The 24,113-nt window shown below is 34.0% G+C and carries 26 protein-coding genes; 15 read left to right on the top strand and 11 right to left on the bottom strand.

What is annotated here, in order from left to right:
• Positions 1–29 precede the first annotated feature (29 nt).
• From HHU08_RS07795 to HHU08_RS07805, 3 genes are all read left to right on the top strand, one after another.
• Positions 30–1,952 carry a BglG family transcription antiterminator gene (locus tag HHU08_RS07795; protein ID WP_169188185.1) on the top strand — a complete coding sequence of 641 codons (1,923 nt, stop codon included), beginning with the start codon at positions 30–32 and terminating at the stop codon, positions 1,950–1,952.
• 132 nt (positions 1,953–2,084) lie between these two features.
• Positions 2,085–4,013 carry a PTS fructose transporter subunit IIABC gene (locus HHU08_RS07800; protein WP_169188186.1) on the top strand — a complete coding sequence of 643 codons (1,929 nt, stop codon included), beginning with the start codon at positions 2,085–2,087 and terminating at the stop codon, positions 4,011–4,013.
• Between the two features lie 133 nt (positions 4,014–4,146).
• Positions 4,147–5,160, top strand: coding sequence for a threonine aldolase family protein (locus tag HHU08_RS07805; RefSeq protein WP_169188187.1), 1,014 nt, complete (start codon positions 4,147–4,149; stop codon positions 5,158–5,160).
• A 67-nt stretch (positions 5,161–5,227) separates the two neighbouring features.
• Here HHU08_RS07805 and HHU08_RS07810 read toward each other — a convergent pair whose 3' ends face one another.
• Both HHU08_RS07810 and HHU08_RS07815 read right to left on the bottom strand, forming a co-directional pair.
• A complete protein-coding gene (locus HHU08_RS07810; protein WP_169188188.1) occupies positions 5,228–5,584 on the bottom strand; it encodes a hypothetical protein in 357 nt (118 codons plus the stop codon).
• A gap of 51 nt (positions 5,585–5,635) precedes the next feature.
• Positions 5,636–5,833, bottom strand: a complete 198-nt coding sequence (locus HHU08_RS07815; RefSeq protein WP_169188189.1) for a hypothetical protein — start codon at positions 5,831–5,833, stop codon at positions 5,636–5,638.
• A gap of 239 nt (positions 5,834–6,072) precedes the next feature.
• Here HHU08_RS07815 and HHU08_RS07820 point away from each other — a divergent pair, with 239 nt between their 5' ends.
• Entirely contained in the window at positions 6,073–6,804 is a 732-nt protein-coding gene (locus HHU08_RS07820) for a polysaccharide deacetylase family protein (RefSeq protein WP_169189632.1), read from the top strand.
• 136 nt (positions 6,805–6,940) lie between these two features.
• Here HHU08_RS07820 and HHU08_RS07825 read toward each other — a convergent pair whose 3' ends face one another.
• Positions 6,941–8,467: a solute symporter family protein gene (locus HHU08_RS07825; protein ID WP_169188190.1), complete on the bottom strand. Its 1,527-nt coding sequence runs from the start codon at positions 8,465–8,467 to the stop codon at positions 6,941–6,943.
• A complete protein-coding gene (locus HHU08_RS07830; RefSeq protein WP_169188191.1) occupies positions 8,464–8,814 on the bottom strand; it encodes a DUF485 domain-containing protein in 351 nt (116 codons plus the stop codon). Before HHU08_RS07830 ends, HHU08_RS07825 begins: the two co-directional genes overlap by 4 nt.
• A gap of 442 nt (positions 8,815–9,256) precedes the next feature.
• On the opposite strand from HHU08_RS07830, the gene HHU08_RS07835 reads away from it, so the two are divergent.
• On the top strand, positions 9,257–10,360 hold the full coding sequence (locus HHU08_RS07835) for a 5-methyltetrahydropteroyltriglutamate--homocysteine S-methyltransferase (RefSeq protein ID WP_169188192.1): 1,104 nt from the start codon (positions 9,257–9,259) through the stop codon (positions 10,358–10,360).
• 74 nt (positions 10,361–10,434) lie between these two features.
• Here the strand turns inward: HHU08_RS07835 and HHU08_RS07840 are convergent, their stop codons facing one another.
• Both HHU08_RS07840 and HHU08_RS07845 read right to left on the bottom strand, forming a co-directional pair.
• Positions 10,435–11,472, bottom strand: a complete 1,038-nt coding sequence (locus tag HHU08_RS07840; protein ID WP_169188193.1) for a HAMP domain-containing sensor histidine kinase — start codon at positions 11,470–11,472, stop codon at positions 10,435–10,437.
• Positions 11,469–12,143 (bottom strand): response regulator transcription factor, encoded by a 675-nt coding sequence (locus HHU08_RS07845; protein ID WP_101730249.1) that lies wholly within the window; start codon positions 12,141–12,143, stop codon positions 11,469–11,471. The genes HHU08_RS07840 and HHU08_RS07845 overlap by 4 nt, the downstream gene beginning before the upstream one ends.
• A 208-nt stretch (positions 12,144–12,351) precedes the next feature.
• On the opposite strand from HHU08_RS07845, the gene HHU08_RS07850 reads away from it, so the two are divergent.
• Positions 12,352–12,576 (top strand): hypothetical protein, encoded by a 225-nt coding sequence (locus tag HHU08_RS07850; RefSeq protein WP_169188194.1) that lies wholly within the window; start codon positions 12,352–12,354, stop codon positions 12,574–12,576.
• A gap of 71 nt (positions 12,577–12,647) precedes the next feature.
• A complete protein-coding gene (locus tag HHU08_RS07855) occupies positions 12,648–13,301 on the top strand; it encodes a hypothetical protein (RefSeq protein ID WP_205835589.1) in 654 nt (217 codons plus the stop codon).
• 115 nt (positions 13,302–13,416) lie between these two features.
• Here HHU08_RS07855 and HHU08_RS07860 read toward each other — a convergent pair whose 3' ends face one another.
• Positions 13,417–14,103, bottom strand: a complete 687-nt coding sequence (locus HHU08_RS07860; RefSeq protein WP_169188196.1) for an HAD hydrolase-like protein — start codon at positions 14,101–14,103, stop codon at positions 13,417–13,419.
• Between the two features lie 307 nt (positions 14,104–14,410).
• Here HHU08_RS07860 and HHU08_RS07865 point away from each other — a divergent pair, with 307 nt between their 5' ends.
• Together HHU08_RS07865 and HHU08_RS07870 are read left to right on the top strand one after the other, a co-directional pair.
• On the top strand, positions 14,411–15,199 hold the full coding sequence (locus HHU08_RS07865) for a hypothetical protein (RefSeq protein ID WP_169188197.1): 789 nt from the start codon (positions 14,411–14,413) through the stop codon (positions 15,197–15,199).
• A gap of 2 nt (positions 15,200–15,201) precedes the next feature.
• Positions 15,202–15,669, top strand: a complete 468-nt coding sequence (locus HHU08_RS07870) for a hypothetical protein (protein ID WP_169189633.1) — start codon at positions 15,202–15,204, stop codon at positions 15,667–15,669.
• Positions 15,670–15,826: 157 nt separating this feature from the next.
• Here the strand turns inward: HHU08_RS07870 and HHU08_RS07875 are convergent, their stop codons facing one another.
• A complete protein-coding gene (locus HHU08_RS07875) occupies positions 15,827–16,375 on the bottom strand; it encodes a flavodoxin family protein (RefSeq protein ID WP_169188198.1) in 549 nt (182 codons plus the stop codon).
• 177 nt (positions 16,376–16,552) lie between these two features.
• On the opposite strand from HHU08_RS07875, the gene HHU08_RS07880 reads away from it, so the two are divergent.
• Together HHU08_RS07880 and HHU08_RS07885 are read left to right on the top strand one after the other, a co-directional pair.
• Entirely contained in the window at positions 16,553–16,777 is a 225-nt protein-coding gene (locus HHU08_RS07880) for a hypothetical protein (RefSeq protein WP_169188199.1), read from the top strand.
• A gap of 371 nt (positions 16,778–17,148) precedes the next feature.
• On the top strand, positions 17,149–17,265 hold the full coding sequence (locus tag HHU08_RS07885; protein WP_169188200.1) for a DUF4023 family protein: 117 nt from the start codon (positions 17,149–17,151) through the stop codon (positions 17,263–17,265).
• A 732-nt stretch (positions 17,266–17,997) separates the two neighbouring features.
• On the opposite strand, the gene HHU08_RS07890 is transcribed toward HHU08_RS07885, so the two are convergent.
• The 3 genes from HHU08_RS07890 to HHU08_RS07900 all read right to left on the bottom strand — a co-directional run bounded on the left by HHU08_RS07890 (position 17,998) and on the right by HHU08_RS07900 (position 20,707).
• Entirely contained in the window at positions 17,998–18,261 is a 264-nt protein-coding gene (locus HHU08_RS07890; RefSeq protein ID WP_040344351.1) for a hypothetical protein, read from the bottom strand.
• Positions 18,262–18,312: 51 nt separating this feature from the next.
• The gene (locus HHU08_RS07895) at positions 18,313–18,885 is read right to left on the bottom strand and encodes a hypothetical protein (protein ID WP_169188201.1); all 573 of its coding nucleotides are present in this window, start codon (positions 18,883–18,885) and stop codon (positions 18,313–18,315) included.
• A 358-nt stretch (positions 18,886–19,243) separates the two neighbouring features.
• Entirely contained in the window at positions 19,244–20,707 is a 1,464-nt protein-coding gene (locus tag HHU08_RS07900; RefSeq protein WP_169188202.1) for a spore germination protein, read from the bottom strand.
• Positions 20,708–21,040: 333 nt separating this feature from the next.
• On the opposite strand from HHU08_RS07900, the gene HHU08_RS07905 reads away from it, so the two are divergent.
• The 4 genes from HHU08_RS07905 to HHU08_RS07920 all read left to right on the top strand — a co-directional run bounded on the left by HHU08_RS07905 (position 21,041) and on the right by HHU08_RS07920 (position 24,099).
• Positions 21,041–21,310 carry a hypothetical protein gene (locus HHU08_RS07905; RefSeq protein WP_169188203.1) on the top strand — a complete coding sequence of 90 codons (270 nt, stop codon included), beginning with the start codon at positions 21,041–21,043 and terminating at the stop codon, positions 21,308–21,310.
• Positions 21,311–21,346: 36 nt separating this feature from the next.
• Positions 21,347–21,694: a DUF6944 family repetitive protein gene (locus HHU08_RS07910; protein ID WP_407939861.1), complete on the top strand. Its 348-nt coding sequence runs from the start codon at positions 21,347–21,349 to the stop codon at positions 21,692–21,694.
• A 140-nt stretch (positions 21,695–21,834) separates the two neighbouring features.
• Complete coding sequence (locus tag HHU08_RS07915) at positions 21,835–22,818, top strand: LacI family DNA-binding transcriptional regulator (RefSeq protein ID WP_169188205.1); 984 nt, start codon at positions 21,835–21,837, stop codon at positions 22,816–22,818.
• A 297-nt stretch (positions 22,819–23,115) separates the two neighbouring features.
• Positions 23,116–24,099, top strand: a complete 984-nt coding sequence (locus HHU08_RS07920; RefSeq protein WP_205835590.1) for an ABC transporter permease — start codon at positions 23,116–23,118, stop codon at positions 24,097–24,099.
• Positions 24,100–24,113: the final 14 nt, after the last annotated feature.

Raw genomic sequence — 24,113 nt, forward strand, 5'->3', positions numbered from 1 at the left:
TTATTGATAAATAAAAGTAGGTGTTTTAAATGAACGATAGACAAAAAGTTCTACTTCAAACTTTACTTTCAAATGAAGGGGAAACTTGGAATATAATGGAGCTTTCCGAACGATTAGCCTGTTCAGAAAAAACCGTGCGTAATGATTTAGGTAAGATAGAACAACTATTAAATAAATTCCCCAGTGCAAAACTAAAACGTCAGCCGGGAATAGGCATAACTCTTGAAATTAACAGAGAAGACAGGTCTGGTCTTCTACAACAATTATTTTTCAATAACCAGAAAGCAATGGAAGAGCGGATAGTTGAGATTGCTTATTTATTACTTGTTTCACAGAATCCAATTACTTTACAAAGTTTAGCAGAACGCTATTATGCACCAAAGACCACGATAAAAAAAGAAATGGAAATTATTGAAAAATGGTTGGCCGATTATGGATTAGAACTGATTTCCAAGCCTCGATTGGGAAATATCCTTCTTGGCACAGAATTTCAGAGAAGAAGTGCTTTAGCCCATCTATCGCAGCTATTGTCTTCTGTTTTTGTTGAAAAAAATTATGTTCTTGATTTGTTTTTACCATATGAAATTACTTCCGTTAAACAAGCTTTACAAAAAATGCAAAATTACTTTGAAATTCAATTTATGGATGAAACATTCGATAGTTTAGTTGTTCATGCACTTATTATTGTGAAGCGAACACGACAAAAATCACCTATTACGGTAATAGAGAAAGATAAAGCCTATGTTAAAGATTATAAAGAATACGAATGGGCAGGCATGTTCTTTAAGCAATTGGAAAATTCTTTTTCTATGAAATTTCCAGAGAATGAATGCATCTATTTTACTTGGCATTTAATTAGTGGCAAAAGGGTAGGGGACTTAGAAGAGCATGCTTTTTTTCAAGATGCTCAATTGCTTGGTATTATTCATAACCTAACGGAAAGGTTAAGTGAATTAACTGCTTATTCTTTTGAAAAGGATTCCATTCTTACGGAAGGGCTGGCTGTTCACATGTATTCTGTTATCAGCCGCATGAAATATGGTTTTCCGGTTAGTAACCCTCTTTTAGCAGACATAAAGAAAATGTATCCCTATATGTTTAATATGGTGATTTTTGCTTTAGAAGAAATTAAAAACACGTATGATTTAGATGTACCTGAAGACGAAGCAGCATTCCTAGTACTTCATTTTCAAGCCTCGATTGAGCGATTAGAAGGTAATAGCGGAAAAATGAAAAATTCGCTTATCGTTTGCCATCTTGGAGTGGGGATTTCCCACTTGTTGGAAGCGAAAATTAAACAACATTATGCAGATATTCATATATTGGCTTGTATTGGCAAGAAATCTATCGATGAATTTTTAAAAAATAATAATATTGACTTTATTATTTCTACTGTCTCTCTTAAAGAGCTTCCTGTTCCCTATGTAGTTATTTCTCCCTTACTAGAAGAAAAAGATAAGGATAAACTGAACCAATTTCTCCAACAAGTCGAAGCGAATCAAGAAAGCAACCGTAAAGATAGTAAACAACTGTCAAAACTAGTTCGTGGTGACTTAGTACAGTTGGAAATTGATAAAGGTCATCCATATGAAGTAATTGAAATGTTAGGGAATCTATTGTTCCAAAAAGGGCTGATTGAGAAGGAATTTATTCATAGTGCGCTTAATAGAGAAAGAAAGTCAGCTACAGCAATAGGGGGGAATATCGCTATTCCTCATGGTGATCCAGAAATGGTCATTCAGTCTTCGATCGCAGTCGCAATTTTAAAAGAACCAATTCAATGGGGAAATGAATATGTTGCTGTCATATTTCTGTTAGCTATCTCAAAACAAGATCAAAACCTAAATCGAGCAGTGATTGGGCAACTCGCATCCTACAGTGAAAATCTTGAGTTTTCAAACAGAATAGCGAAACTAACAGACGTCAAAAGTGTCCTTGACTATATTCAATAAAAGATTCTTATAAATAATTATTTTTTACCACAAGTCTGGTAAAAATTAAGATTATTAGAATAGGAACATAGGTTTATGATCAAAATGTAAGCAATTACATAAGGCGTATGAAAAGTTTTAGGAGGGAATATCATGAAGATTTTAGCGATTACGGCTTGTCCAGTTGGTATTGCTCACACATATATGGCAGCAGAAAATCTCCAAAAGGCTGGGGAAGAATTGGGTGTAGATATTAAAGTAGAAACCCAAGGCTCTATTGGTGTGGAAAATGCTTTAACAGAACAAGATATAAAAGAAGCGGATGGCATTATTATTGCAGCAGATAAAGAAGTTCCAAAAGAGCGCTTTATTGGTAAAAAAGTCATTATTGCTGGTGTTAAAGAAGGGATTCGCAATCCACATGAATTAATTAAAAGACTTCAAAATGGAGATGTACCAGTATATCGAGCAGAATTAAAATCAGCTGATGAAATAAAAGGAGAACGAAAATCAAAAGAAAATCCCATTTATAAGCATTTAATGAATGGTGTATCTTATATGGTTCCATTTATTGTTGTCGGCGGTTTGCTGATCGCACTTGCCCTTACACTTGGCGGGGAACAAACACCAGGGGGAATAGTCATACCAGAAGATTCGATTTGGAAACAGATTGAAAGTCTTGGTGGCACAGCCTTTATGTTTATGGTACCAATTTTAGCTGGATTTATTGCCGTAAGTATAGCAGACCGTCCAGGACTTGTACCTGGGATGATCGGTGGTTATATTGCTGCGAACGGTAGTTTTTACGGCAGTGAAGCTGGTGCAGGGTTTATTGGAGGAATTATTGCCGGTTTCTTAGCGGGTTATATTGCATTAGGTATTAAAAAGATTAAAGTCCCAAAAGCAATACAACCAGTCATGCCAATTATTTTTATCCCAATTGTATCATCTGTTATTGTTGGACTATTATTCATTTTTGTTATAGGAGCTCCTGTAGCACAAGTTTTTGAAGGATTAACTAGTATGCTAGCAGGCATGCAAGGAGCAAGTTCCATTTTATTAGCACTTATTCTTGGAGCGATGATTGCCGTAGATATGGGTGGTCCATTTAATAAAGTTGCATTCTTGTTTGGGTCAGCAATGATTGCAGAAGGTAACTATGAGATTATGGGACCAATTGCAGTTGCAATCGGTATACCACCAATTGGAATGGGACTTGCGACATTTATAAACAAGAAGAAGTACCTTCCAAATGAAAGGGAGGCAGGGAAAGCGTCATTTACCATGGGACTGTTTGGTATTACAGAAGGAGCAATTCCATTTGCTGCTCAAGATCCATTACGTGTAATTCCTAGTATTATGGCTGGTTCAATGGTTGGTTCTGTTATTGCCATGATTGGAAATGTAGGTAATAAAGTAGCACATGGTGGTCCAATTGTAGCCATATTAGGTGCAGTAGATAATGTAGTTATGTTTTTTATTGCGGCAATCGTTGGGGTATTAGTTACTGCCTTCATGGTCAATGCATTGAAAAAAGAAGTGGCTGTTGATGTTCCGGTGAAAAAGGGAACGGATAAAAGAGAAGTTGCAGCAACAAAAGAAGAGACAGACGAAGCGGTTGAAATAACGAAATTAACAGACATTGTAAGCGAAGAATTAATTTCTACAGATTTACTAGGAGAAACACAAGATGAGGTAATAGATGAGCTCATTCAAAAGTTTGAAAAAGCTGGTATATTATACTCCAAGGAAGAATATAAAAAAGCTATTTTAGAGCGAGAGGCACAAAGTTCTACCGGTTTAGGAATGAACATCGCGCTTCCACATGGAAAGTCGAATGCAGTTAAACGTCCTGCGGTTGCTTTTGGAATAAAGCGAAGTGGTGTGGACTGGAATAGTTTAGATGGGACAGACGCTAAATTAATCTTTATGATTGCTGTACCAGAACAAAGTGCAGGCGACGCTCATTTGAAAATATTGCAAATGTTATCACGTAAATTAATGGATGAGAACTTTAGAGAAAAATTACTTAAAGTTAATTCCAAATCAGAAGCGATTATTTTGTTAGATGAAATACAATAATGAATAAAAAGTGCCAAACACCTTAGGATTTATTTAGAGGTGTTTGGTACTTTTTAATTAGAAGTAAAAAATATTTACTGACAACACGAATCTTTGTATGAGAAAATATTTTTAAAATAAGGAGGCAATGTCCATGTATAGTTTTAATAATGATTACAGTGAAGGAGCGCATCCTAGAATTTTACAAGCATTAGTAGAATCCAATTTACAACAAGAAATAGGATATGGGCAAGATTCCTTTACAAACAAAGCAGCAGAAGTTTTGAAAGCTAAAATGAATAGTGATGAGGTAGATGTTCATCTCTTAGTTGGAGGAACGCAAACAAATCTGATTGCCATATCTGCCTTTTTAAGACCACATGAAGCGGCAATTGCCGCAAGTACTGGGCATATTTTTGTTCATGAAACAGGAGCCATTGAAGCAACAGGTCATAAAGTTATTACTGTTGATGCAAAACATGGTAAGCTGACACCAAGTTTAGTGCAAAGTGTACTTGATGAGCATACGGATGAACATATGGTAAAGCCAAAGTTAGTATACATATCTAATTCGACTGAAATTGGAACGATTTATTCAAAGAGTGAGCTTGAACAATTAAGTCAATTTTGTCAAATAAACAATTTGATTTTCTATATGGATGGAGCGCGACTAGGGTCTGCTCTTTGTGCAAAAGACAATGATCTGGTGTTAAGTGATTTTCCTAAATTACTAGATGCTTTTTACATTGGTGGTACGAAAAATGGAGCATTAATGGGAGAAGCTTTAGTGATAAAGAATGATTCCTTGAAGGCGGATTTTCGTTATCATATTAAGCAAAAAGGAGCAATGCTAGCAAAAGGAAGATTGTTGGGAATCCAATTTTATGAGCTATTTAAGGATGATCTCTTCTTCGAATTAGCTGAATACGCTAATAAGATGGCAGAAAGACTAAATAGAGCATTGGCAGAGAAAGGCTATCGCTTTTTAACACCATCTTCTACTAATCAGGTATTTCCGATTTTTTCTAACGAAAAGATTACAATGCTACAGAAGAATTATCAATTCAACATTTGGGAAAAAATTGATAAAGATCATTCTGCAATTCGACTTGTCACTTCATGGGCAACGAAAGAAGCAGAAGTTGAAGCCTTTATAAAGGAAATATAATAAAATAGTCCTGTTTGGCTATTCTTAGTCTTACAGGGCTATTTTTTTAAAATGTTTATTTGTTTTTTCAGTGTACTTTTGGGAATTTAACGGGAGTATTTAAAGATAGTTTGTCTTTGTATGAGCGATAAGCAACAAGTATTTGATCTTTTGTGGTTGCATCTACCTGCAATATAAAATCTCCGTTCGTTTCTAAATAGTACCGAACGCCATTTTCTTGCAAATGGCTGAAATAATAATAATTTCCTAATAAATATTTGCTCTCTGTTTTCGTTTCTTTATGTGTTTTTATATATTCTGCTAGTTCCCATACAGATATAAAAGTGTCCCCGCTTAAGGCAACAAAACCTCTTCGTACCGAATCAGCAGCTTGGGCAATTGAATCTTTTACTTTAGTGACCATCGTATCCAAATAACTATTCATTTCTTCCTCCATAAAATTAATAAGGTATACGGCTTGATACTTTGTCCAGTATTATTTATCTTTAAAAGTTTGATCGAACTTTGCTAATTCAGGATCTTTTTTTAATTGCTTTACATGAAATGCAGTTGTTTCTGAATCTGTATCTCTGCTTATCCCTAATTGATCTCCATCAGCGTCAGCAATAACTCCTTCTCGTGGTCCATCCATATTTGGATCTACGTTAACATGAACTTGATCTCTTGACATCATGACACCTCCTACTATTAGGATGGATAAAATGAAGAAAAAAATCCTAGGTTCGTTGTTTATAAAATATTTAGCGAGTGGTAAAAAATAACAAATCATTGTAAGTGTTCTTTGCCAATTATTAAATCAATTTTAAACGTATAGTTTAAAGAGCTTTCACCATACTAATCTTGTTGTTTAAACCATTAATGGAAAGCTAAGATAACTTCCATTTAGCAAAATATAAGTAAAAGAGGATTATGATGAAAAAAATCGCCATTATGTTTTTCCTACTATTTATTATTTTCCCACCCATCGGATCGGCTCAACGAAAGATACCTATCTTGGTTTATCATTCCATTGATGAATTCCATGGCCAAGGTTCAAAAGAATTGTATGTCACTCCTACTAATTTTGAGAAACAAATGATCTATTTGCGTGATCATGGATTTAGTTTGTTAACATTAGAAAAATGGCAGGATATTTATACAAAGGAAAAGCCTATTTTCATTACTTTGGATGACGGCTATAAAAATAATTTAAAGGTGTATGACATTTTCCAAAAGATAAAAAATAATCATTTTATCCCATCTGCAACGATGTTTGTTATAACAGATTTTATCGGAAATGCAAATAGGTTATCTAATACAGAGTTAAAAAGATTAGCCGATTCTGGTTTAATATCGGTTCAATCTCATACTGCCACACATCCTGATTTAACGAAAACGACAGATTATAAACAGGAACTAAAAGATTCGAAAGAAACAATCGAAAAAATAACAGGAAAGGAAGTTATTGCTCTTTCTTATCCATATGGAAATATTGATTCTAAAACAATTGATGAAGTAAAGAAGTACTATTCTTTTGGATTAACGACAACTCCGGAATTATATTTAGAAAAGGGAATAAAGAATGAACACTATTTATTGCCTAGAGTTTATATTAAGCATTCTACTACGTTAGAGGAGTTTGCAGACATAGTGGAGGGGAAATGACTGACGGGTATTATGGAACTAAATGAGTAAGAAAGGTGCTGAAAACAAATCGATTTTTGGCGCTTTTTGTCATTTTATTTCCCGGGAAACATGGAGACTGACTCTACTATTGTTACATAGAGTCAGTCTCCATTTCTTACTTCATTCCTGTATTCGCTTTTACAATCACTTCTGCATATTTTTTCTCGTCTCGTTTAGTGGAAAGAATAGTCCCAATAAATGCTCCAAGGAAACCTGCAGGAATAGAAACGATAGCTGGATTTGTTAACGGGAATATAGCAGTTCCTGTTAAAATAGCGACACCAGGATCTGGATTTAGTACACTTGGGCTAATTGCTACTAATACTAACGCAGTAACTAATCCAGTTATTACACCAGTAATAGCACCAGCTGTATTGAATTTTTTCCAGTAGATTGTAAAAATAATAACTGGTAAATTGGCACTGGCTGCTACACAAAATGCAAGGGATACAAGAAAGGCTACATTCATTTTTTGGGCAAATAGTGCAAGGATAATAGAAAGAATGGCTACAGCAACAGAAGCATAGCGTGCAGCTTTCATTTGTTGTTTTTCTGTTACCTTGCCTTTTTTTATAATTTGTCCGTAAATATCATGGGCAAAAGCAGAAGCGCCTGATAAAACAAGTCCTGCAACAACAGCTAAAATGGTCGCAAATGCCACAGCAGAAACAAAACTCATGAGGAAGTCACCACCAAGCGCATGTGCCAATAATGGAGCCGCCATATTCCCAGCTGTATTAGCTTCCATAATATCAGCAGCGCCAACAAAAGCAGCAGCTCCAAAGCCTAGAAAGATGGTTAAGATATAGAAAATACCAATCACCCAAGTTGCCGTTACAACAGAGCTTCTAGCTGTTTTTGCATCCTTTACGGTAAAGAAACGCATTAAAATATGAGGAAGACCTGCAGTTCCCAAAACAAGTGCCGCCATCATGGAGATAGTATCAAGAGAATTTGTATACTTCACGCCAGGATTAATATATTTTTCTCCTAATGGTGTAAGTGTTTTGATTTCGTCAAACATTGTAAGGATGTTAAAGTTGAATTTTGCAAGGACAAGGAAGGAGATGACAACTGTTCCAAGCATTAAGAGGACGGCTTTAATGATTTGTACCCAGCTTGTAGCAGTCATACCGCCGAATAATACATAAATGGTCATCATTACCCCTACAATTAAGACAGCCAGCCAATAATCGATACCTAATAATAGCTGTATAAGCGCACCGGCTCCAACTAATTGGGCGATCATGTAAAAGATTACGATGGTAATCGTACTTAGTGCAGCCACCCCTCTCACTTTTTTCTGATCAAAGCGGGCATTTATCATATCGGCAATGGTATATTTGCCTAAATTTCTTAGTGGCTCGGCAACAATATAAAGAACAACTAAATATGCTACTAAGTATCCGATGGAATAGAAGAATCCATCAAAACCAGTTAATGCAATGGCTCCTGCAATGCCAAGAAATGAGGCAGCAGATAAATAATCACCAGCAATGGCCAACCCATTTTGCCAGCCGGTTAAGCCACCACCAGCTGTGTAAAATTCACTTGTTGTGTTGGTTCTTTTTGCTGCCCAATATGTAATGATAAGGGTAATAACGACAATAATGACGAATAACATTAAGGCGATTGGATTCATTCATTTTTAGCTCCTTCCAGCTTATTTTCTTCCACAATCTCAGCAGCTAAATGATCAAATTTTATTGCTTTTCGGACATAAATCATACATAGCACCCAAGTCATAATAAATTGTGCAAACGCATATACCCATGTCCATGTGATGGATCCAATTGCAGGTTTATTTAAGATAGTCGTGTAAGAAGTTAAAATAGGCAACATAAAATAAAAGAGTAAGAAGAAGACTGTTAGAGGTATTAGAAATCTTTTCTTTTGGGACATTAATTGTTTAAATTTAGAGCTATTGGCAATTTGTACGAAATCGTAAGGCTCCGATTGCTTTTTTGCATCTTTGGCCAAATTACTCATTCACTTTCCCCCTTGAATACATATTATTTTCCAATATAACAATAGTGTAAAAACTTCAAAGGAGATTAGCAATGGTTCTTTATTCTTAAATGTAAGCGTTTTATCTGAGTGAAATTACTTATTTTTGGAAAAAAAAGTAAAGTGGGAATTGCTGTAAATAGCCATTTAAATTTGCTTCTATTTTCTATTTCTATTATCTAGTATTCTTATAAGAAATAGTGTAGAATTACTAGAAAAGTTTTAAATAATCTTAAGAGTTGAAATTTTATGTATTTCAGAATATTTGTTTTCATGTTACATTTACTTATAATTAGTAAAGAATTGTGGATTTTAGAGTTGTAAAAGCCACAAAAAAGATTTTTCTATACATAATTACAAATGCGTTTTTCTGAAAAATCTAAAATTAAAAAGAGAAAAGAAATTTAAGGAGGTAGGGATTCAAATGACAAAAACAATTATTAAAGCACCATTCAGAGCAGACCATGTAGGAAGTTTACTTCGTCCTCAATCAATTCATGATGCTAGAAAGAAGTTTGCTGAAGGAGCTATTACAGCTGAGGAACTACGTACAGTTGAAACGGAAGAAATCAAACGAATTGTAGACAAGCAAATTGAAGTTGGTCTTCAGGCAGTTACAGATGGCGAGTTCCGCCGCCGCTTCTGGCATACTGATTTCATGGAGCATTTAAATGGAGTAGAAGGCTATGTACCTGACCATGGTTACAAATTTAAAGGGGTTGAAACAGAAGCGTATGATGTACGTGTTATAGGAAAAGTATCTTTTGATCCTGATCACCCACATTTAAAAGATTTTAAGGAATTCTATGAGATTGTTGGAGACCGTGCAGTCGCAAAAATGACCATTCCAAGTCCAAATCAATTTTTCAATGCAGGCATCCGCAATGAAGAAATTTATCCAGAAATTGATGATTTTGCGAAAGATATTATCCAAGCCTATCGGGATGCGGTGCAAGCATTTTATGAGGCTGGTTGTCGTTATTTACAATTTGATGATGTATACATCGCAGGGCTTTGTGCACCAGAACTACCATTTGCAAAAAGTGAGCTAGAAAGACAAGAATTAATCGATTTAGCCTTAAGTGTAGTTAATGGAGTTCTAGAAGGAAAACCAGAAGACCTAATAGTGACAACCCACCTTTGCCGTGGAAACTATCAATCTGCTTGGGCATTTGAAGGTCCATACGATAAAATTGCCCCTAGCTTTTTTGCAAAGGAAAAAGTAGATGGTTTCTTTTTAGAGTATGATGATGAGCGCTCTGGTGGTTTCAAACCGCTTGAGTTTGTTCCAAATGGTGGAGCACAAGTAGTTTTAGGTGTATTTACTTCGAAAACTGGAGAATTAGAGGATAAAGAGGCGATCAAAACACGTGTAGAGGAAGCATCTAAATATGTTTCTCTTGAACAGCTTTGCATTAGTCCACAATGTGGATTTGCTTCTACTCACCATGGAAATAAATTAACAGAAGAAGAGCAATGGAATAAATTGAAATACATTGTTGATGTGGCAAAAGAGATTTGGGAATAAGATAGTTTCAAATTAGTAGAGAAAGAGGCACATTCTTGTATGAGTATGTGCCTCTTTTATGAAGAATAACCTAATTAAGCTAATAATCTTACAATAAATGTACTTCCTTTTCCTTTCTCACTCTCCGCATAAATCCTCCCATCACACAGTTCCACAATTCTTTTTACAAGTGCCAACCCTAATCCATTCCCTGATTGGGAATGAGAGGTGTCGCCTTGATAAAATTTATCAAAAAGATGTTTTTTGGTATGCTCATCCATCCCAGGACCATTATCTCGAATCAAGAAACAAATTTCTTCCTTTGTGTTAGTAAGAGTTATATCTATTTTTCCTCCTGAATCTGAAAACTTGATGGCATTGTCTAAAAGATTTAGCCAGATTTGCTGGGTCAAGTCTTCATTTCCGTTAAAGATAACTTCATCAAGCTCAACATTTAGGAGTATTTCCTTTGCAGACCATTTTGGTTCCATTAACACAATTGTTTTTCGGATTTGCTCATCTAGTCGAAAGGGCGCTTTTTCAGTAATAATCTCAAGATTTTCATACTTTGAAAGGATAAGTACATTTGTAGAAAGAGCGGCTAATCGCTCAGATTCGGTAATGATAATGTCAAGGTATTCTTGTCTTTCTACTTCGGTTAAGTTATTTTCTTTAAGTAATTTCGCAAACCCTCGTAATGAAACAATAGGTGTTTTGAATTCATGGGAAAAATTATTTACAAAGTCACTCCGAAGTGTTTCAATTCCTGACAGCTCTTGGGTCATTTTATTAAAGCTATGAGATAATTCTTCTAATTCTCCAATGCCTTTTATGTTAACTTGTACAGAAAAATCGCCTCCAGCAACTTTATGAGTAGCATCAATCACCGTGCGGATTGGGTTTAACGCTTTTTTACTGAGAAAGGCAGTAAGAGATGTACCAAGTAAGATACAAAAGCCTAAAAAAGTAATGAGTGGAAACACTGGAAGTTGGCTATGATTCGAAATAATACCTAAATGCTGCAAAGCGAAAGTAATGACAGCCGCCACTAATACTGTAGCCACCATAACGCCAAACACAAACATCACTAACGTAATTGCAAGACTTAATCGTTTTGTAAAAAAATCTCTCATCCCTTTTTCACTGCCTTATAGCCTAGTCCTCTTACTGTCACGATTTCAAACTCTGGAAAATCTTTGAATCGATCTCTTAACCGATTGATATGAACATTAAGTGTTCGGTCATCTGTTTCTGATTCCATTCCCCAAATTTCATCCATAAGTTGAATACGAGTAAAGATCATATTAGGATAGGATAATAATTTGAACAATAAGTAAAACTCTTTTGGAGGCAATGTAATAATTATGTCCTCGCGGGATACAGTTAGTGCATCATAATCAAGAATCGTTTTTCCGACAGTAAGTTTATGCTCATTAGCGATTTTAGCTCTTCGTAAAAGGGCTTTAATACGAAGCACCATTTCTTCTTCATCTACAGGTTTAGTCATATAGTCATCCGTACCGACAAGGAATCCTTTTCTTTTATCTACCGATTCTTGCTTAGCGGTAACCATCAAGATCGGAAGGTTCTCCCATGTTTGTCTAAGCTGCCGTGTTAATTCATATCCATCCATTTTCGGCATCATTAAATCAAGCACAACTAAATCAACGTGTTCCTTTTCCATTACTTGAAGAGCCTCCATGCCATCAGCTGCATCATATATTTGAAATCCATGCTGCTTTAATACGGCACACATTAATTTTCGTGTATTTTTATCATCTTCTACCACTAATATTTTAAACATCCAATGCCTCCATATGTATAATTTGTACCTATTCTATTAGAAGAATGTAAACTGAAAATTACTTTACGGAAGTTTATATTCAGTTTACTTTACATCGTTATACTTAGGAACATAATAATGAACACATTACAAAAAATATTATATTAAAGAATACTAATAAATTTTAAATAAAATAAAGCATGATAGAAAAAAGAGGGGAGATAGTTTAGTGGGTTACACCATTTTATTTAGTTATTATGAGATAGTAGGAGAGGAAGCACGTTTAATAGATGAATACAGACTTCCTTCTAGTCAACAAAAAGAAAGTTTAGAAACATTGTTAAGACAACAAAATTATGAATTCATAGGGAACGTTGATTTGTGGGGAATACGTACAAACAAATTTATGAGTATTGCTGAGATTATTAATAATGGAAGGGAAAACATAAGCTAGATATCCCACTCTAAACAAGCTATAGACCATATATAGGGAATGATGAAAACGATAAGCATACTTAGGGGGAATTGAATGCAGTCATCTCCATGGATACGAGGAGGTCCGTTCCTAGAGGTAAGTTAAATGCGAAAAAAGAAATAATCCAAGACATTCTTTTTCGTTTGTCTAAGGTTAGAACTAGTATTGAGATTTATGATAATAATGTGGAAGAGCGAATAGAGGAGTTCTGTATAGGCTATCTCTTTGATGAAAGTCAATATATCCATTCTTTCACTTTGCGCTTATTCGTTTCATTTGCGAGGAAAAGAAAGGCATTCCTTTATATAGAGCAGGTCTCTTCTAATTCTATTTTAGTGAATTTTCTATTCTACGGTTCCAGTTTTGATGCTTTAGAATGGAATCAAGTGGGAATACAAAAAGAAGAAATAATGGAGTTTATGGATTTCTTGATAGAGTTATATTCTGTTTTTGTCTTTAAAATTGGTGGAATAGCATTAGAAGAAGATATCCTTGGATTATTTGGTTGTGAAGAAACTTATCCTAGCGAATGCTATCGCTATGAAAAGGTAATATGTGACTATTTTGTCAAAGAACCATACCCGTTTATCGCTATTATTTGGAATGAAAAATATAAGGACTTAAACGATATTTCTATTGAGCATGAAAGAATTAATAAGGAAGGGATTCTTATTAAAACTGGTAGTTTAGATGAATATAGATAATACGATTTTTTTAGAATAGCTGCCGATGATGGCAGCTATAATTTTTGTGTCCTCTAAGATTTAGATTCGTAGTTTGTTATGCTTACTGAAGGATTATAGAAAATTCCTTGAAACATTATAGAATAGAAGTTTGTTCCACCTGAAAGATCGGTAATGTTGCTAAGACTGATGTTAATTCGATAAGATCATTAATCACAATATCCGCTTGCTTAAGTTCGATTTCTTGAGCAAAATCAAAATTACAACCGATGGAAACTAGTCCATTTTCTTTCGCGGCATTTATGTCAGAAAGGCGGTCCCCCACTACAGCAGCATTAGTAATCTTGTACTTCTGTATGATGGTACGAACAAGGTCTGATTTATTCAGTGATTCAATTTGTTGAATACTGCATGTCTCAGTCACCCAGTTATCTAATTTATAAAATTCTACAATAGCTTGTAAATATGTAGGTAAACCATTACTAGCTATGTAGATGGCCATATTATTTTCTTTCAAGATGGAGAAGACTTCTTTTACATTTGGATATAAGTCACCTTTCCCACTTTTAATATTCGCTACTAATCTTTCAAGAAAATAAGCATCTATTTGCTTTCTTATAGCGATGGTATGATTAGGCAATAATGTCTCCCAGACGACAGGTAATGGAACACCCATAATTTCACGGTATTTATCAATAGGGGTTTCTCCATTCCATTGATCGAGTGAACGCAAGTGATTAAAAGTATCATCGAGAGATATTTCTAAAATTTTATCTGTTTGAAAAAGTGTGCCATCCATATCGAATATTAGCGCTTGAGACAATCGTTTTCTCCCCTTTTATAAGTACTTATAGGTTATATGTATATTTTAGCATGAAATATTAAAAAGTGGTTTTGAGGTCTTCAACTAGCTCATGTTTTATGTATGAATTTTGGAAAAATAAGAAATCCAATAAAAGTTTTATTTTTTTTAATTTATTAAAGGAACACCATTCCTATCAATTATTTTCTTCCTTTCTTTTTAGTTCTATTGTACTAAAAAAGTACAGATGTGGATGAATTTTATAATTTTGTAAAAAATAACACCTATATCTCCATTGTAATTAAATGAAGAGAAAAGGTGAAAAACTATGGATAATTATTCGAATGAAAACACAGCAAGAAGGTATAGAGCCCATGTAAGTATTCTCGGTACGACACAAGTTCACCTGAGAAATCCTTATATTATTGGGTGGTGGAGTGCAGCATTTCCTGGATTTGGACATCTTCTCTTATCAAAATATTTGCGTGGTTTTGTCTTATTCATTTGGGAAGTTGTAGTAAATGTAAACAGTAATATAAATTTAGCGATGATTTATTCTTTTCAAGGGGAGATTGACAAAGCAAAAGAGATTTTAGATACAAGATGGTTATTGATTTATATCCCTGTCTATATATTTGCTATTTGGGATAGTTATCGCACAACGGTAGATTTGAATAAAATATATGTATTAGCAGAAAGAGAGGAGCATCGATTTAATTCTTTTAGTATTGGTGCAATGGAAATTAATTATTTAGATAAAAGAAGTCCTCTTATGGCAATTATTTGGTCCCTTTTTGCTCCAGGATTAGGTCAACTATACATCCACCGAATTACAACCGCATTTTTTGTTATTATTTGGACAGTTGTATTTTTTTATTTGTCTCATGGCCTTGAAGCTATCTCTCTTTTGTTTTTAGGAGAGATAAAGCAAGCAACAGAAGTTATTAATCCTGAGTGGCTTTTATTTTTTCCGTCCATTTATGGATTTGCTATTTTTGATTCTTATATAAACACAGTGGAAAACAATAAACTGTATGATAAAGAACAGCGCTTTTATTTTAAAGAAAATTACCAATCCTCTTCTTTCCAAGTGTTAAAAGGGCAGAAGATGAAATGATGATGCAAATATTTTCGACATTTGAACATTCTGTTTTTATTGAAATGGCTATTAGTACGCTTGAGAAAAAAGGAGTAAAAAGGGAAAATATATTTGTTATTCCACTAGATAATCAAACGGAAGAACGCAAGGTTTTTGATAATTTGCATCGTTCTGATGGGACCTCTTTCGTTGATATTGGTGTTGCATTAGCAACAGCCTTTTCCGTCATTGGAGCAAGTATAGGTTTTGAGCTTGCATGGGGCCCTATTTATTGGGGATTAATAGGCGCAGCAATTGGATTTTTAATTGGATTTGGTATTCGCCTTTTTACAGAAATCATTCTAAAAAAGCGGCGGAGATTATTAAAGGGATTTCATTCAGAAATTATTGTCATAGTTAATTGTGAAGAGTCTGAAGCGGAAATGATTGAAAATATATTATTTAGTCATTATGCTTTAGGGGTAGCGAAGGTAAAGGTACAAAAGTAGAGTACTATCAAATTGATAATGCTCTACTTTTTTTATGGATTAGTTTTTTTATCAGGCAGGGCGAAGCTAGGTTTTTGATATTTATCCCACTCTTAACGAGCAGTAAGATCCTCACTAATAGAAACTTCTTTATAGAATCCTTCTCTTGCAGTTCGACCTATGAATATATTAATTTGTTTTTCAGCTGAGCAGCAGCAAAAAGTGCTTTCTTATCTTCCAATATATCTTTAGGCTTATTGCCAACACCTATAATGTAACCACCAAACTCAATCCCCATGAAATCAAAAATATGCTGAAATTGCTGAATCATAGGCAAGCCTTTTACATGGGGATTATCTCCCCCTACAGCAATAACGTAAGCTGTCTTTTTAGCCATTTGAGCTTTAAAATCAGGATAGTCAGAATCTCTTAATGAATGAGACCATCGATCAACAAAATTCTTCATTAATCCAGACATGCTGTACCAGTAGATAGGGGTGGAGAAGATTAAAATCTTATGTGGGAGAATTTGATCAATTATTGTATGATAATCATCCTCTCTTTTTTTGAATCCGCCTGAATCGTGACGCATGTCTATGATAGGGAAAACAGTATAATCTCTAAGTAGAATTTTCGCAACCGATAATCCTTCGATTACTTGATCAGTTAGGATAGCTGTATTTCCATTGGGGCGAGTTCCTCCGTCAATGACTGCAATTGTTTTCATAAATTTCATCCTTTCTTTTCGTTTCTTTTTTATTTATATTATAATGGGAGTAACTGAGAATAAAGATGATTATTTAGATAGGTCTAATCGAAAAAACTGATAATAGAAACCTTTTTCCTAAATTCCTTTTATAGTTATCTTTGTAGATTCGAAAAAATAAGAAAAGTGGTGCGGAAAATGGACAAGAATAACGAAGTGGTCTCTTTTAATGCAAATAAAAAATGGTTAGCTATTCCTAAAGAAACGCGCAATGAATTAGAAAGAAATGTCTGGTGTAGTTCCTGTAGCGATGTTGTTCAAATACAGAATTATCAAATTAAAGAAACAGATTTTGGCATTGTTTTACAAGGAACGTGTAAACAATGCAGTAAACCAGTAGCAAGAGCTGTTGAAATGAATTAAAAAGCACCTATCAAAATAGATAAGTGCTCAGTTTGTCGACAAAATGATTTTTAAACAGTTAAATGGAATTTTTATGCGTTGTTTGTAGTGGAAGAGGTGAGACTCCTGTGGGATTAGCGATACAGTCTGAGACCCTGCAGGCTTAAAAGCCGAAGCGGCTCAGCGCGAGCCCCACGGAAAGCAACATCCCCATTCAAAGGGACTAATAAATATACTATATACAAACTTTTATTTTAAAATTCAGGAGTTTTTCTACAGTTTAGCACCTATCAAAATAGATAGGTGCTTTTTTCTTAAACTAAAAATAGAGGAAGAATGTAAAATCTCATAACTGGTTAAAATAACATGAACATTTAAAGGAGGGAATCTAGATGGAAGATACAAGTCAGTTTGTTGAAAAACTAAAGGATGATCAAAAAAAGCAAGAAAAAAACAAAAAACATGGTAAAGGGCATCCAGAAGCAAAATTACCGAATAAACAACATTAAAAAGACATGATAAGAACTGCATCCTATAGATTGTGAGGGTGCAGATTTTGTTTAAATAGGAAAATTCCTCTTTCTTATCTAAGTGAAAAATCCTTTTTGTTATCACCTACTGGTAGAAATCTGCATACTTTAGCAAAGGATGAAGAGAAGAAAGGGGAAGATGCAATGAAAATTGAAAAGGTCATGACATACTATGGGTATGAGATAGCATGAATTCTATAATTTTTTTAATACAATGAGGTTGATAAATCTCATTATATTTCTACCCTCCACCCATAAATTTATAATCACAGTGAGAAGTACTTGGGGAGCAACAAAATTTGCAAAAATTTTATTACTTAACTTTTCACTGTTTTTTCTAAGTTTTGTATAACTAAATATCGTTTGCAAAGAAGTAACACTAACTATTAGAAGAAAAACTAAAATAGAAACCCAATGTTATTACGAACGAGGAAATTTAGATGCTTTAAAGAGAAGAAACTCGAAAACAGATAAAATAATTCCGTTTTTGAGTTTCTTTTCAACATAAGATAATACAACTCCATGTCATTATGTAGGATTTAAGTAGTAATGTACTATATAATTATCCAAGAAGTTTTTGAAAATGTATTTTCCAATGAAGTAAACAACATTGAAAATATAGCGTCAAAAATAAATGAGTGAAAGAAAATCTAAATATTTTTGCTGAAATATAGAAGTTTTCAGTATGTAATAATCACACTCATATATGATTTATTTACTATTAAAAGTTACCCAAACTTTATAAATAAATGAATCCTCTACCTTTAATCCTGGACAAATATTGAAACTTTTTTCTGTATGAACAACATAATCAGGATTGGAAGCTAGGAAAAATGAAAGAGCATATGCTATTTTATAATCTGGTGTTATATACCCATTTATTGTTCTACCATGTATTTCGTTTGCTATAGAATCAGCCCATACCTCTGATTCTCTTAAAGTTTCAAAAATAATAGTTTCTTTTTTCCATTCTATCTCCATCATTTACAACCTCATTTCTTTATTTCTTATGTTTCGGTTTATTCTTTAGGGCATTTTGCAAGTTACATATCGATAACCATATCTTTCCGGATTTGTACCCGTTATATGCCAAGTAAGATTAACTATATCACCTTTTTTGAGTGGATAACTTTGACCCTTAATTTGATAATTTTTCATGCTTCCATGAAAATTATATGATGCTCCTTCGGAATGAGGTTCATATGGTGTGTTTATAGCTTTACCGTTTACTGCTGCAGAGGGCATTTTAACTACTACAATTGGACCCAAAAATGATTTAGCTGAAGAAGTTAAATGAAACCCCCACATTAAAGATCTATAACTACCTGTGAGATTTTTAACTTGCATTGTTACAGTGGCAACATTATGTGAATGAGTTCTATTACAACTAGGTGGTCCTAAAGAAATTGCAGCATCAGGGCTACTCAGATTGTTAGGTCCATCTTCAACTTCTAAATCACTAATAATTTCATTTGATTCTTCTTTAATTATCTCATTCTCAGAAAAACCACCACCCTGGTACTCTTCTGCATTTCCTATACCAGTATTAGTGAATAGAAGTAACAAAACTGTTAATATTCCGGATTTTATTATTTTCACTATATTACCTCCCGCATGATTTTTTGGTATTTTTATTCCATTTTAAGGATAACATACTCATTTTTCTGAGTATACAGAAAATTTAGATTATGTTCATTTGATATTAAATTTAACTTATTATGATATAAGAATAAAATATACTATGTCGCTATCTTGTCTAATTTCTAAGTCAAAAGGTTTCTTAGTCTATTCATACATTCTCAATAGGAAAAGAAACATTCTTTATTAATTAATAATAATACCATTACATCCTTTAAGTAGTAAGTTTGTTATTATAGTAGTTACATTTTGATAATCACTAAATAGGGATATATGAAAGCTTTGCTTTTCATATATCCCTATTTAAAAAGATAGTTGATTATCGATCAGGATCATTTGGATTTAAAATACGAGGTCGTCGGTTTTTTAATGGAATAGGTGTTCTTACAACAATATCTCGGATGGCACGGAAATTGAATGGAATGAACGGCCATAGGTATGGAACCCCAAAAGATTTCATTCTTGCAAGAAAGATAATAAATAGGGCAACACCAATTATATATCCAGGAACTTTAAAGAGAGCAGTAGCAATTAGTAAAAATATCCGAACAAGTCTGTTTGCTAAACTGAGTTCATAACTTGGTGTAGCAAAGGATCCAATCGCAGCAATAGAAAAATACAAAATAACTTCATTAGAAAAAAGACCAACTTCTACTGCTACTTGTCCAATCATTAAGGCCGCAACAAGTCCTAGTGCGGTTGCCAACGAAGTAGGAGTGTGAATAGCAGCCATTCGCAGCATATCCAAACCTACTTCTATTAATAGAAACTGAATGATTAATGGAATTTGTCCTAATTCACTAGGTCCAAAAAAAGATAAGGAGCTAGGCAATAGGCTTGGTTCAATACTTACTAAATACCAAAACGGCAATAAAAAAATGGATGCAAATACACCTAAGTAGCGAACAAAACGTAAATAGGCACCTACCAGAGGGTTGTTACGATATTCTTCGGCGTGCTGCAAATGATGCCAAAAGGTTACCGGTGTAATCATGGCCGATGGGGAGCCATCAACGAAAATACAAACGTGTCCCTCAAAAAGATGGACAGCTGTTGTATCAGGTCGCTCTGTGTATCTTACTCTAGGATAAGGATTCCAATTGTTTCCTGAAATAAATTCCTCAATCGTTTTTTCCGCCATCGGTAATCCATCTGTATCAATTTTTGACATGGATTCTTTTAATTGCTTGACCATATCAGGATCAGCTATATCACCAATGTAACAAATAACGATATCGGTCTTCGAACGACGTCCAATTTGCATAAACTCCATCCGCAGGGTTCGGTCTCTAATTCTTCTTCGTGTAAGGGCTGTATTAAACACAATTGTTTCTACAAACCCATCTCGTGAACCACGAACAACTCTTTCCGTATCTGGTTCTTCTGGTCCTCTAACTGGATAGGTACGTGCATCAATTAGCAGTATTTCATCAATTCCATCAACTACAAGAGCGGTTGGACCAGACAGGACATTATCAACAACATTATTTAAATCATCAACCGTACTAATTTCGATATATGGTATGTAGGTACGTAGTAATTGTTGTAAAACATCTTTTCTTAATTCCTCTTTTTTTACTTTTGCTAGAAACTTCATGAGCAAATGTAATATATCGTCTTTTACCAATCCATCAACAAGAAACATCGCCATTCGAATGCCAGCATATTCAACATCTAAATGAATGATGTCAAAGTTTTTGCCAACACCTAATTCTTCCTTTAAATAGTCAACATTTTTTTCTAATCGACTAGATACTTTTCTTTTACTACTTGTAGTGTCCATATTTTCACCTCATGCTCAACCAAAAGTGGAACAGTTTTCCTTTTTATAGATTACTTTCATAATAGACACAGAAGGGAGAAATCATACTTATATGGGAGTGGAAAGTGATAATTCTTCGAAAGAAAGTGAAAAAGGTTGGAGTATTTTTTAAATGATGAGGAGGATTCCCTTTTTTATTTTTCCAGAGATTGCAAGAAAATTTCGATTAACTAGTAGTATTTATAGATGGAATAAAAATATTTTTTTAGCATAAAGGGGGAAGGTTGAATATATATGAGTAGATACTAAGAATGTAAGTGAACATATCGTTCCATAGTAAGGAAGATTGGGGGAATGGTACATATGGAAGACTCGCTAATGATAGATAAAGAGGATTTACTTATAATAGGATCCTACTTACTCGTTACCGGGACATTCTTGTCAGCGGTCGGAGAATCATCAATAGATGCAGATGATAGAGTGAATATACGAAGAATACGTGATGGGAATTTTATTCAAGCAATAGCTAATTCCTTTCATGGGGTTGGAAGAACATTACGATATGAAAAGGAAGAAGAGCTAGTCAGTCGCCTAGAGATAATCGGAGCTTATGTGCAGGTTTGAGGAAACTCTCTAAATTACGCTGCAGCAAATGCCAGCATACCTAATCCTACTCCGCTTAATCCTGAGGTTGTAAAGTTAGATGCATTAGGAAGTGTTGTTCAATCAATAGGTGCTGCAATTGAAGTCGCTGGTGTTGTGTTTGAGGAAAATGGAAGTTTATATGAAAACAAAGCTTTTGGAAATCTCCTAATTTCTATCGGTACACTAATTGATGCCATTGCTATTATAACCCCTGAAGAGAAAGAAAAACAAAGAAGAATATTACTTGCAACAGGGGGATGGATTGAGTTTACTGGTTCTGTTATAGAGGCATATGCGGTAATTCAAAATATTAATGAAAAAAAAGCTACTAAAAATAAATACAATTATAGAAAAGGTGATTAATTCAGGAGGAACAATGGAGAACAAAAACATTGATAGATGGAAAGATGCAAAATTTACAAGTTTATGATAATATGTATGAAAGCGGTTAACATATAAAAAATTTAAGTATACAATAATTTATGATTTTTCGGGTGGTTATCATGAAAGTTAAATTAGAAGATGTAGCACAGTTAGCAGGTGTTTCACCGACAACGGTTTCACGTGTGCTGAATAATCGGGGATACATAAGTGAAAAAACGAGAGAAAAAGTGGAACAAGCAATTAAAGACTTAAATTATTATCCTAATGATATTGCACGTTCCCTTTTTAAAAAACGGACTAATTTTATTGGTCTTATTTTGCCGACAATTAATAATCCTTTTTTTAGTGAACTAGCTTTATATATAGAGAATATATGCTCCAATCATGAGTTTAAAGTTATTTTATGTAATAGTTTAGGACAAGTGGCAAAAGAAACATCTTATGCAGAGATGCTTATCAGGCATCAAGTAGATGGTATTATTGTTTGTTCTTATAATCGTGGAATTGAGATATATAAGAACTCCAAGCTTCCTATAGTCGCAATTGACCATTACTTATCACCAACAATTCCAGTAATAGGTTCTGATAACTATGAAGGTGGAAGACTGGCTGTTCAACATTTACTTAATCAAGGTTGTAAAGAAATCATTCATATAAATGGACCAAGTGAGTTAGAGACACCAACTCAAAATAGAAGAAAAGCCTATGAAGACCAAGTAGCTCACCCCATAACCTATGAACTAAATAGCGTTTTCGATGAGGAAGCGACTGCAGAAACAATTAAAAAGATTTTCAAAGAGCACCCTGAAACGGATGGGATTTTTGCTAGTGATGATTTGATAGCATCGACTTGTTTGAAAGTAGCAAATGAACTGGGGATTCAGGTCCCAAATCAATTAAAAGTTGTAGGATATGATGGTACACTAAGTGTAAGAAGCTTATTGCCCCATTTAACAACAATTAAACAGCCAATAGAGGAAATTGCACAATCAGCTGTATTAAGATTAATGGACATTATAAATGAAGTAAACAAGGATGAAAGAATGGAAATAATATTACCTGTTCAATTGTTGGAAAATGGAACGGCAGAATTAAATGGATAGAGTTGGAATTCCAGACCTTTTGTATAATAAAATATCATAAACGAAGGAGCACCAAACTTAGATCCTTTCTTTAATAAAATATAATCTAAAAATTAGATTGTATTTTTTTTTAAAAATAAGTAAGTCAAGCGGTTGACACATAATATGAAAGCGGTTAAAATCAAAGATATCAAGCGGTTGACATAAAAGGATATGAAAGCGGTTGATATACATAATTTGAGAAGGGAGAATTAGGAATGTGTCAAGCGGTTGACATTTATATGGTTTAACATTTTCTATAGAAGGGGGCGAAATAAAATGTCGATTTCAGTACCTGAAAAGAATAATAAGAAAACTTCAACTGTAGTAGAAGGCAGAATAGTTCCTATTGAAAAGAAGGAGAACTTTATTCAATATTTTAAAAAAAATTATGTGTTGTATTTATTTTTAGTACCTGCCATTATTTTAACAATTGTATTTAAATATATCCCAATGTATGGGGCGATAATCGCTTTTAAAGATTTTAGCCCAATGAAGGGAATTATGGGAAGTGATTGGGTAGGTTTAACACACTTTAAGGATTTTTTAACTTCTCCCAATTTTAAAGACATTTTTATGAATACGCTTAAATTAAGTTTTTATGGTTTGATACTTGGCTTCCCTGTACCTATTATTCTAGCACTTAGTCTAAACCAAGTACGGAGAGCAGCTATCAAAAAAAACATCCAATTAATACTGTATGCACCAAATTTTATATCTGTTGTTGTCATTACAGGAATGTTATTTATCTTTATGTCACCTACAGGTCCAATAAATTCACTATTATCTATATTTAACGATAAACCCGTGTCTTTCATGACAGATCCTGAATATTTTAGATCTATTTATATTTTATCAGGAATATGGCAAGCTGCAGGATGGTCGTCCATTATTTATGTAGCAGCACTTGCAAATGTTGATCCTCAATTACATGATGCTGCAACAATCGATGGAGCAACACTTTTACAGAGGATAAGACATATTGATCTTCCTACACTTAAACCTATAATGGCTGTGTTGTTTATTTTAGGGGCAGGAGGAATCATGGCGATAGGATTTGAAAAGGCTTACTTGATGCAAACCTCAATGAATCTACCTACTTCAGAGATATTACCAACTTATGTGTACAAAGTAGGCTTGCAGGCTGGAGATTATGCATATTCAACTGCGGTAGGCTTGTTTAATTCTGTTATTAATGTAGTTTTACTAGTATTCGTTAACTTTGTAGTGAAGAAGTTAAATGAAGGCGAAGGGTTGTATTAGGAAAAAGGGGGGGA

The sequence above is a fragment of the Niallia alba genome (assembly GCF_012933555.1).
Lineage (GTDB): Bacteria > Bacillota > Bacilli > Bacillales > Cytobacillaceae > Niallia > Niallia alba.

Excerpts from the sequence above, each read along its gene's own strand:
- HHU08_RS07795 (WP_169188185.1), top strand. The coding sequence starts at position 30 with ATGAACGATAGACAAAAAGTTCTACTTCAAACTTTACTTTCAAATGAA.
- HHU08_RS07800 (WP_169188186.1), top strand. The coding sequence starts at position 2,085 with ATGAAGATTTTAGCGATTACGGCTTGTCCAGTTGGTATTGCTCACACA.
- HHU08_RS07805 (WP_169188187.1), top strand. The coding sequence starts at position 4,147 with ATGTATAGTTTTAATAATGATTACAGTGAAGGAGCGCATCCTAGAATT.
- HHU08_RS07810 (WP_169188188.1), bottom strand. The coding sequence starts at position 5,584 with ATGAATAGTTATTTGGATACGATGGTCACTAAAGTAAAAGATTCAATT.
- HHU08_RS07815 (WP_169188189.1), bottom strand. The coding sequence starts at position 5,833 with ATGATGTCAAGAGATCAAGTTCATGTTAACGTAGATCCAAATATGGAT.
- HHU08_RS07820 (WP_169189632.1), top strand. The coding sequence starts at position 6,073 with ATGAAAAAAATCGCCATTATGTTTTTCCTACTATTTATTATTTTCCCA.
- HHU08_RS07825 (WP_169188190.1), bottom strand. The coding sequence starts at position 8,467 with ATGAATCCAATCGCCTTAATGTTATTCGTCATTATTGTCGTTATTACC.
- HHU08_RS07830 (WP_169188191.1), bottom strand. The coding sequence starts at position 8,814 with ATGAGTAATTTGGCCAAAGATGCAAAAAAGCAATCGGAGCCTTACGAT.
- HHU08_RS07835 (WP_169188192.1), top strand. The coding sequence starts at position 9,257 with ATGACAAAAACAATTATTAAAGCACCATTCAGAGCAGACCATGTAGGA.
- HHU08_RS07840 (WP_169188193.1), bottom strand. The coding sequence starts at position 11,472 with ATGAGAGATTTTTTTACAAAACGATTAAGTCTTGCAATTACGTTAGTG.
- HHU08_RS07845 (WP_101730249.1), bottom strand. The coding sequence starts at position 12,143 with ATGTTTAAAATATTAGTGGTAGAAGATGATAAAAATACACGAAAATTA.
- HHU08_RS07865 (WP_169188197.1), top strand. The coding sequence starts at position 14,411 with ATGGATAATTATTCGAATGAAAACACAGCAAGAAGGTATAGAGCCCAT.
- HHU08_RS07870 (WP_169189633.1), top strand. The coding sequence starts at position 15,202 with ATGCAAATATTTTCGACATTTGAACATTCTGTTTTTATTGAAATGGCT.
- HHU08_RS07875 (WP_169188198.1), bottom strand. The coding sequence starts at position 16,375 with ATGAAAACAATTGCAGTCATTGACGGAGGAACTCGCCCCAATGGAAAT.
- HHU08_RS07880 (WP_169188199.1), top strand. The coding sequence starts at position 16,553 with ATGGACAAGAATAACGAAGTGGTCTCTTTTAATGCAAATAAAAAATGG.
- HHU08_RS07885 (WP_169188200.1), top strand. The coding sequence starts at position 17,149 with ATGGAAGATACAAGTCAGTTTGTTGAAAAACTAAAGGATGATCAAAAA.
- HHU08_RS07900 (WP_169188202.1), bottom strand. The coding sequence starts at position 20,707 with ATGGACACTACAAGTAGTAAAAGAAAAGTATCTAGTCGATTAGAAAAA.
- HHU08_RS07905 (WP_169188203.1), top strand. The coding sequence starts at position 21,041 with ATGGTACATATGGAAGACTCGCTAATGATAGATAAAGAGGATTTACTT.
- HHU08_RS07915 (WP_169188205.1), top strand. The coding sequence starts at position 21,835 with ATGAAAGTTAAATTAGAAGATGTAGCACAGTTAGCAGGTGTTTCACCG.
- HHU08_RS07920 (WP_205835590.1), top strand. The coding sequence starts at position 23,116 with ATGTCGATTTCAGTACCTGAAAAGAATAATAAGAAAACTTCAACTGTA.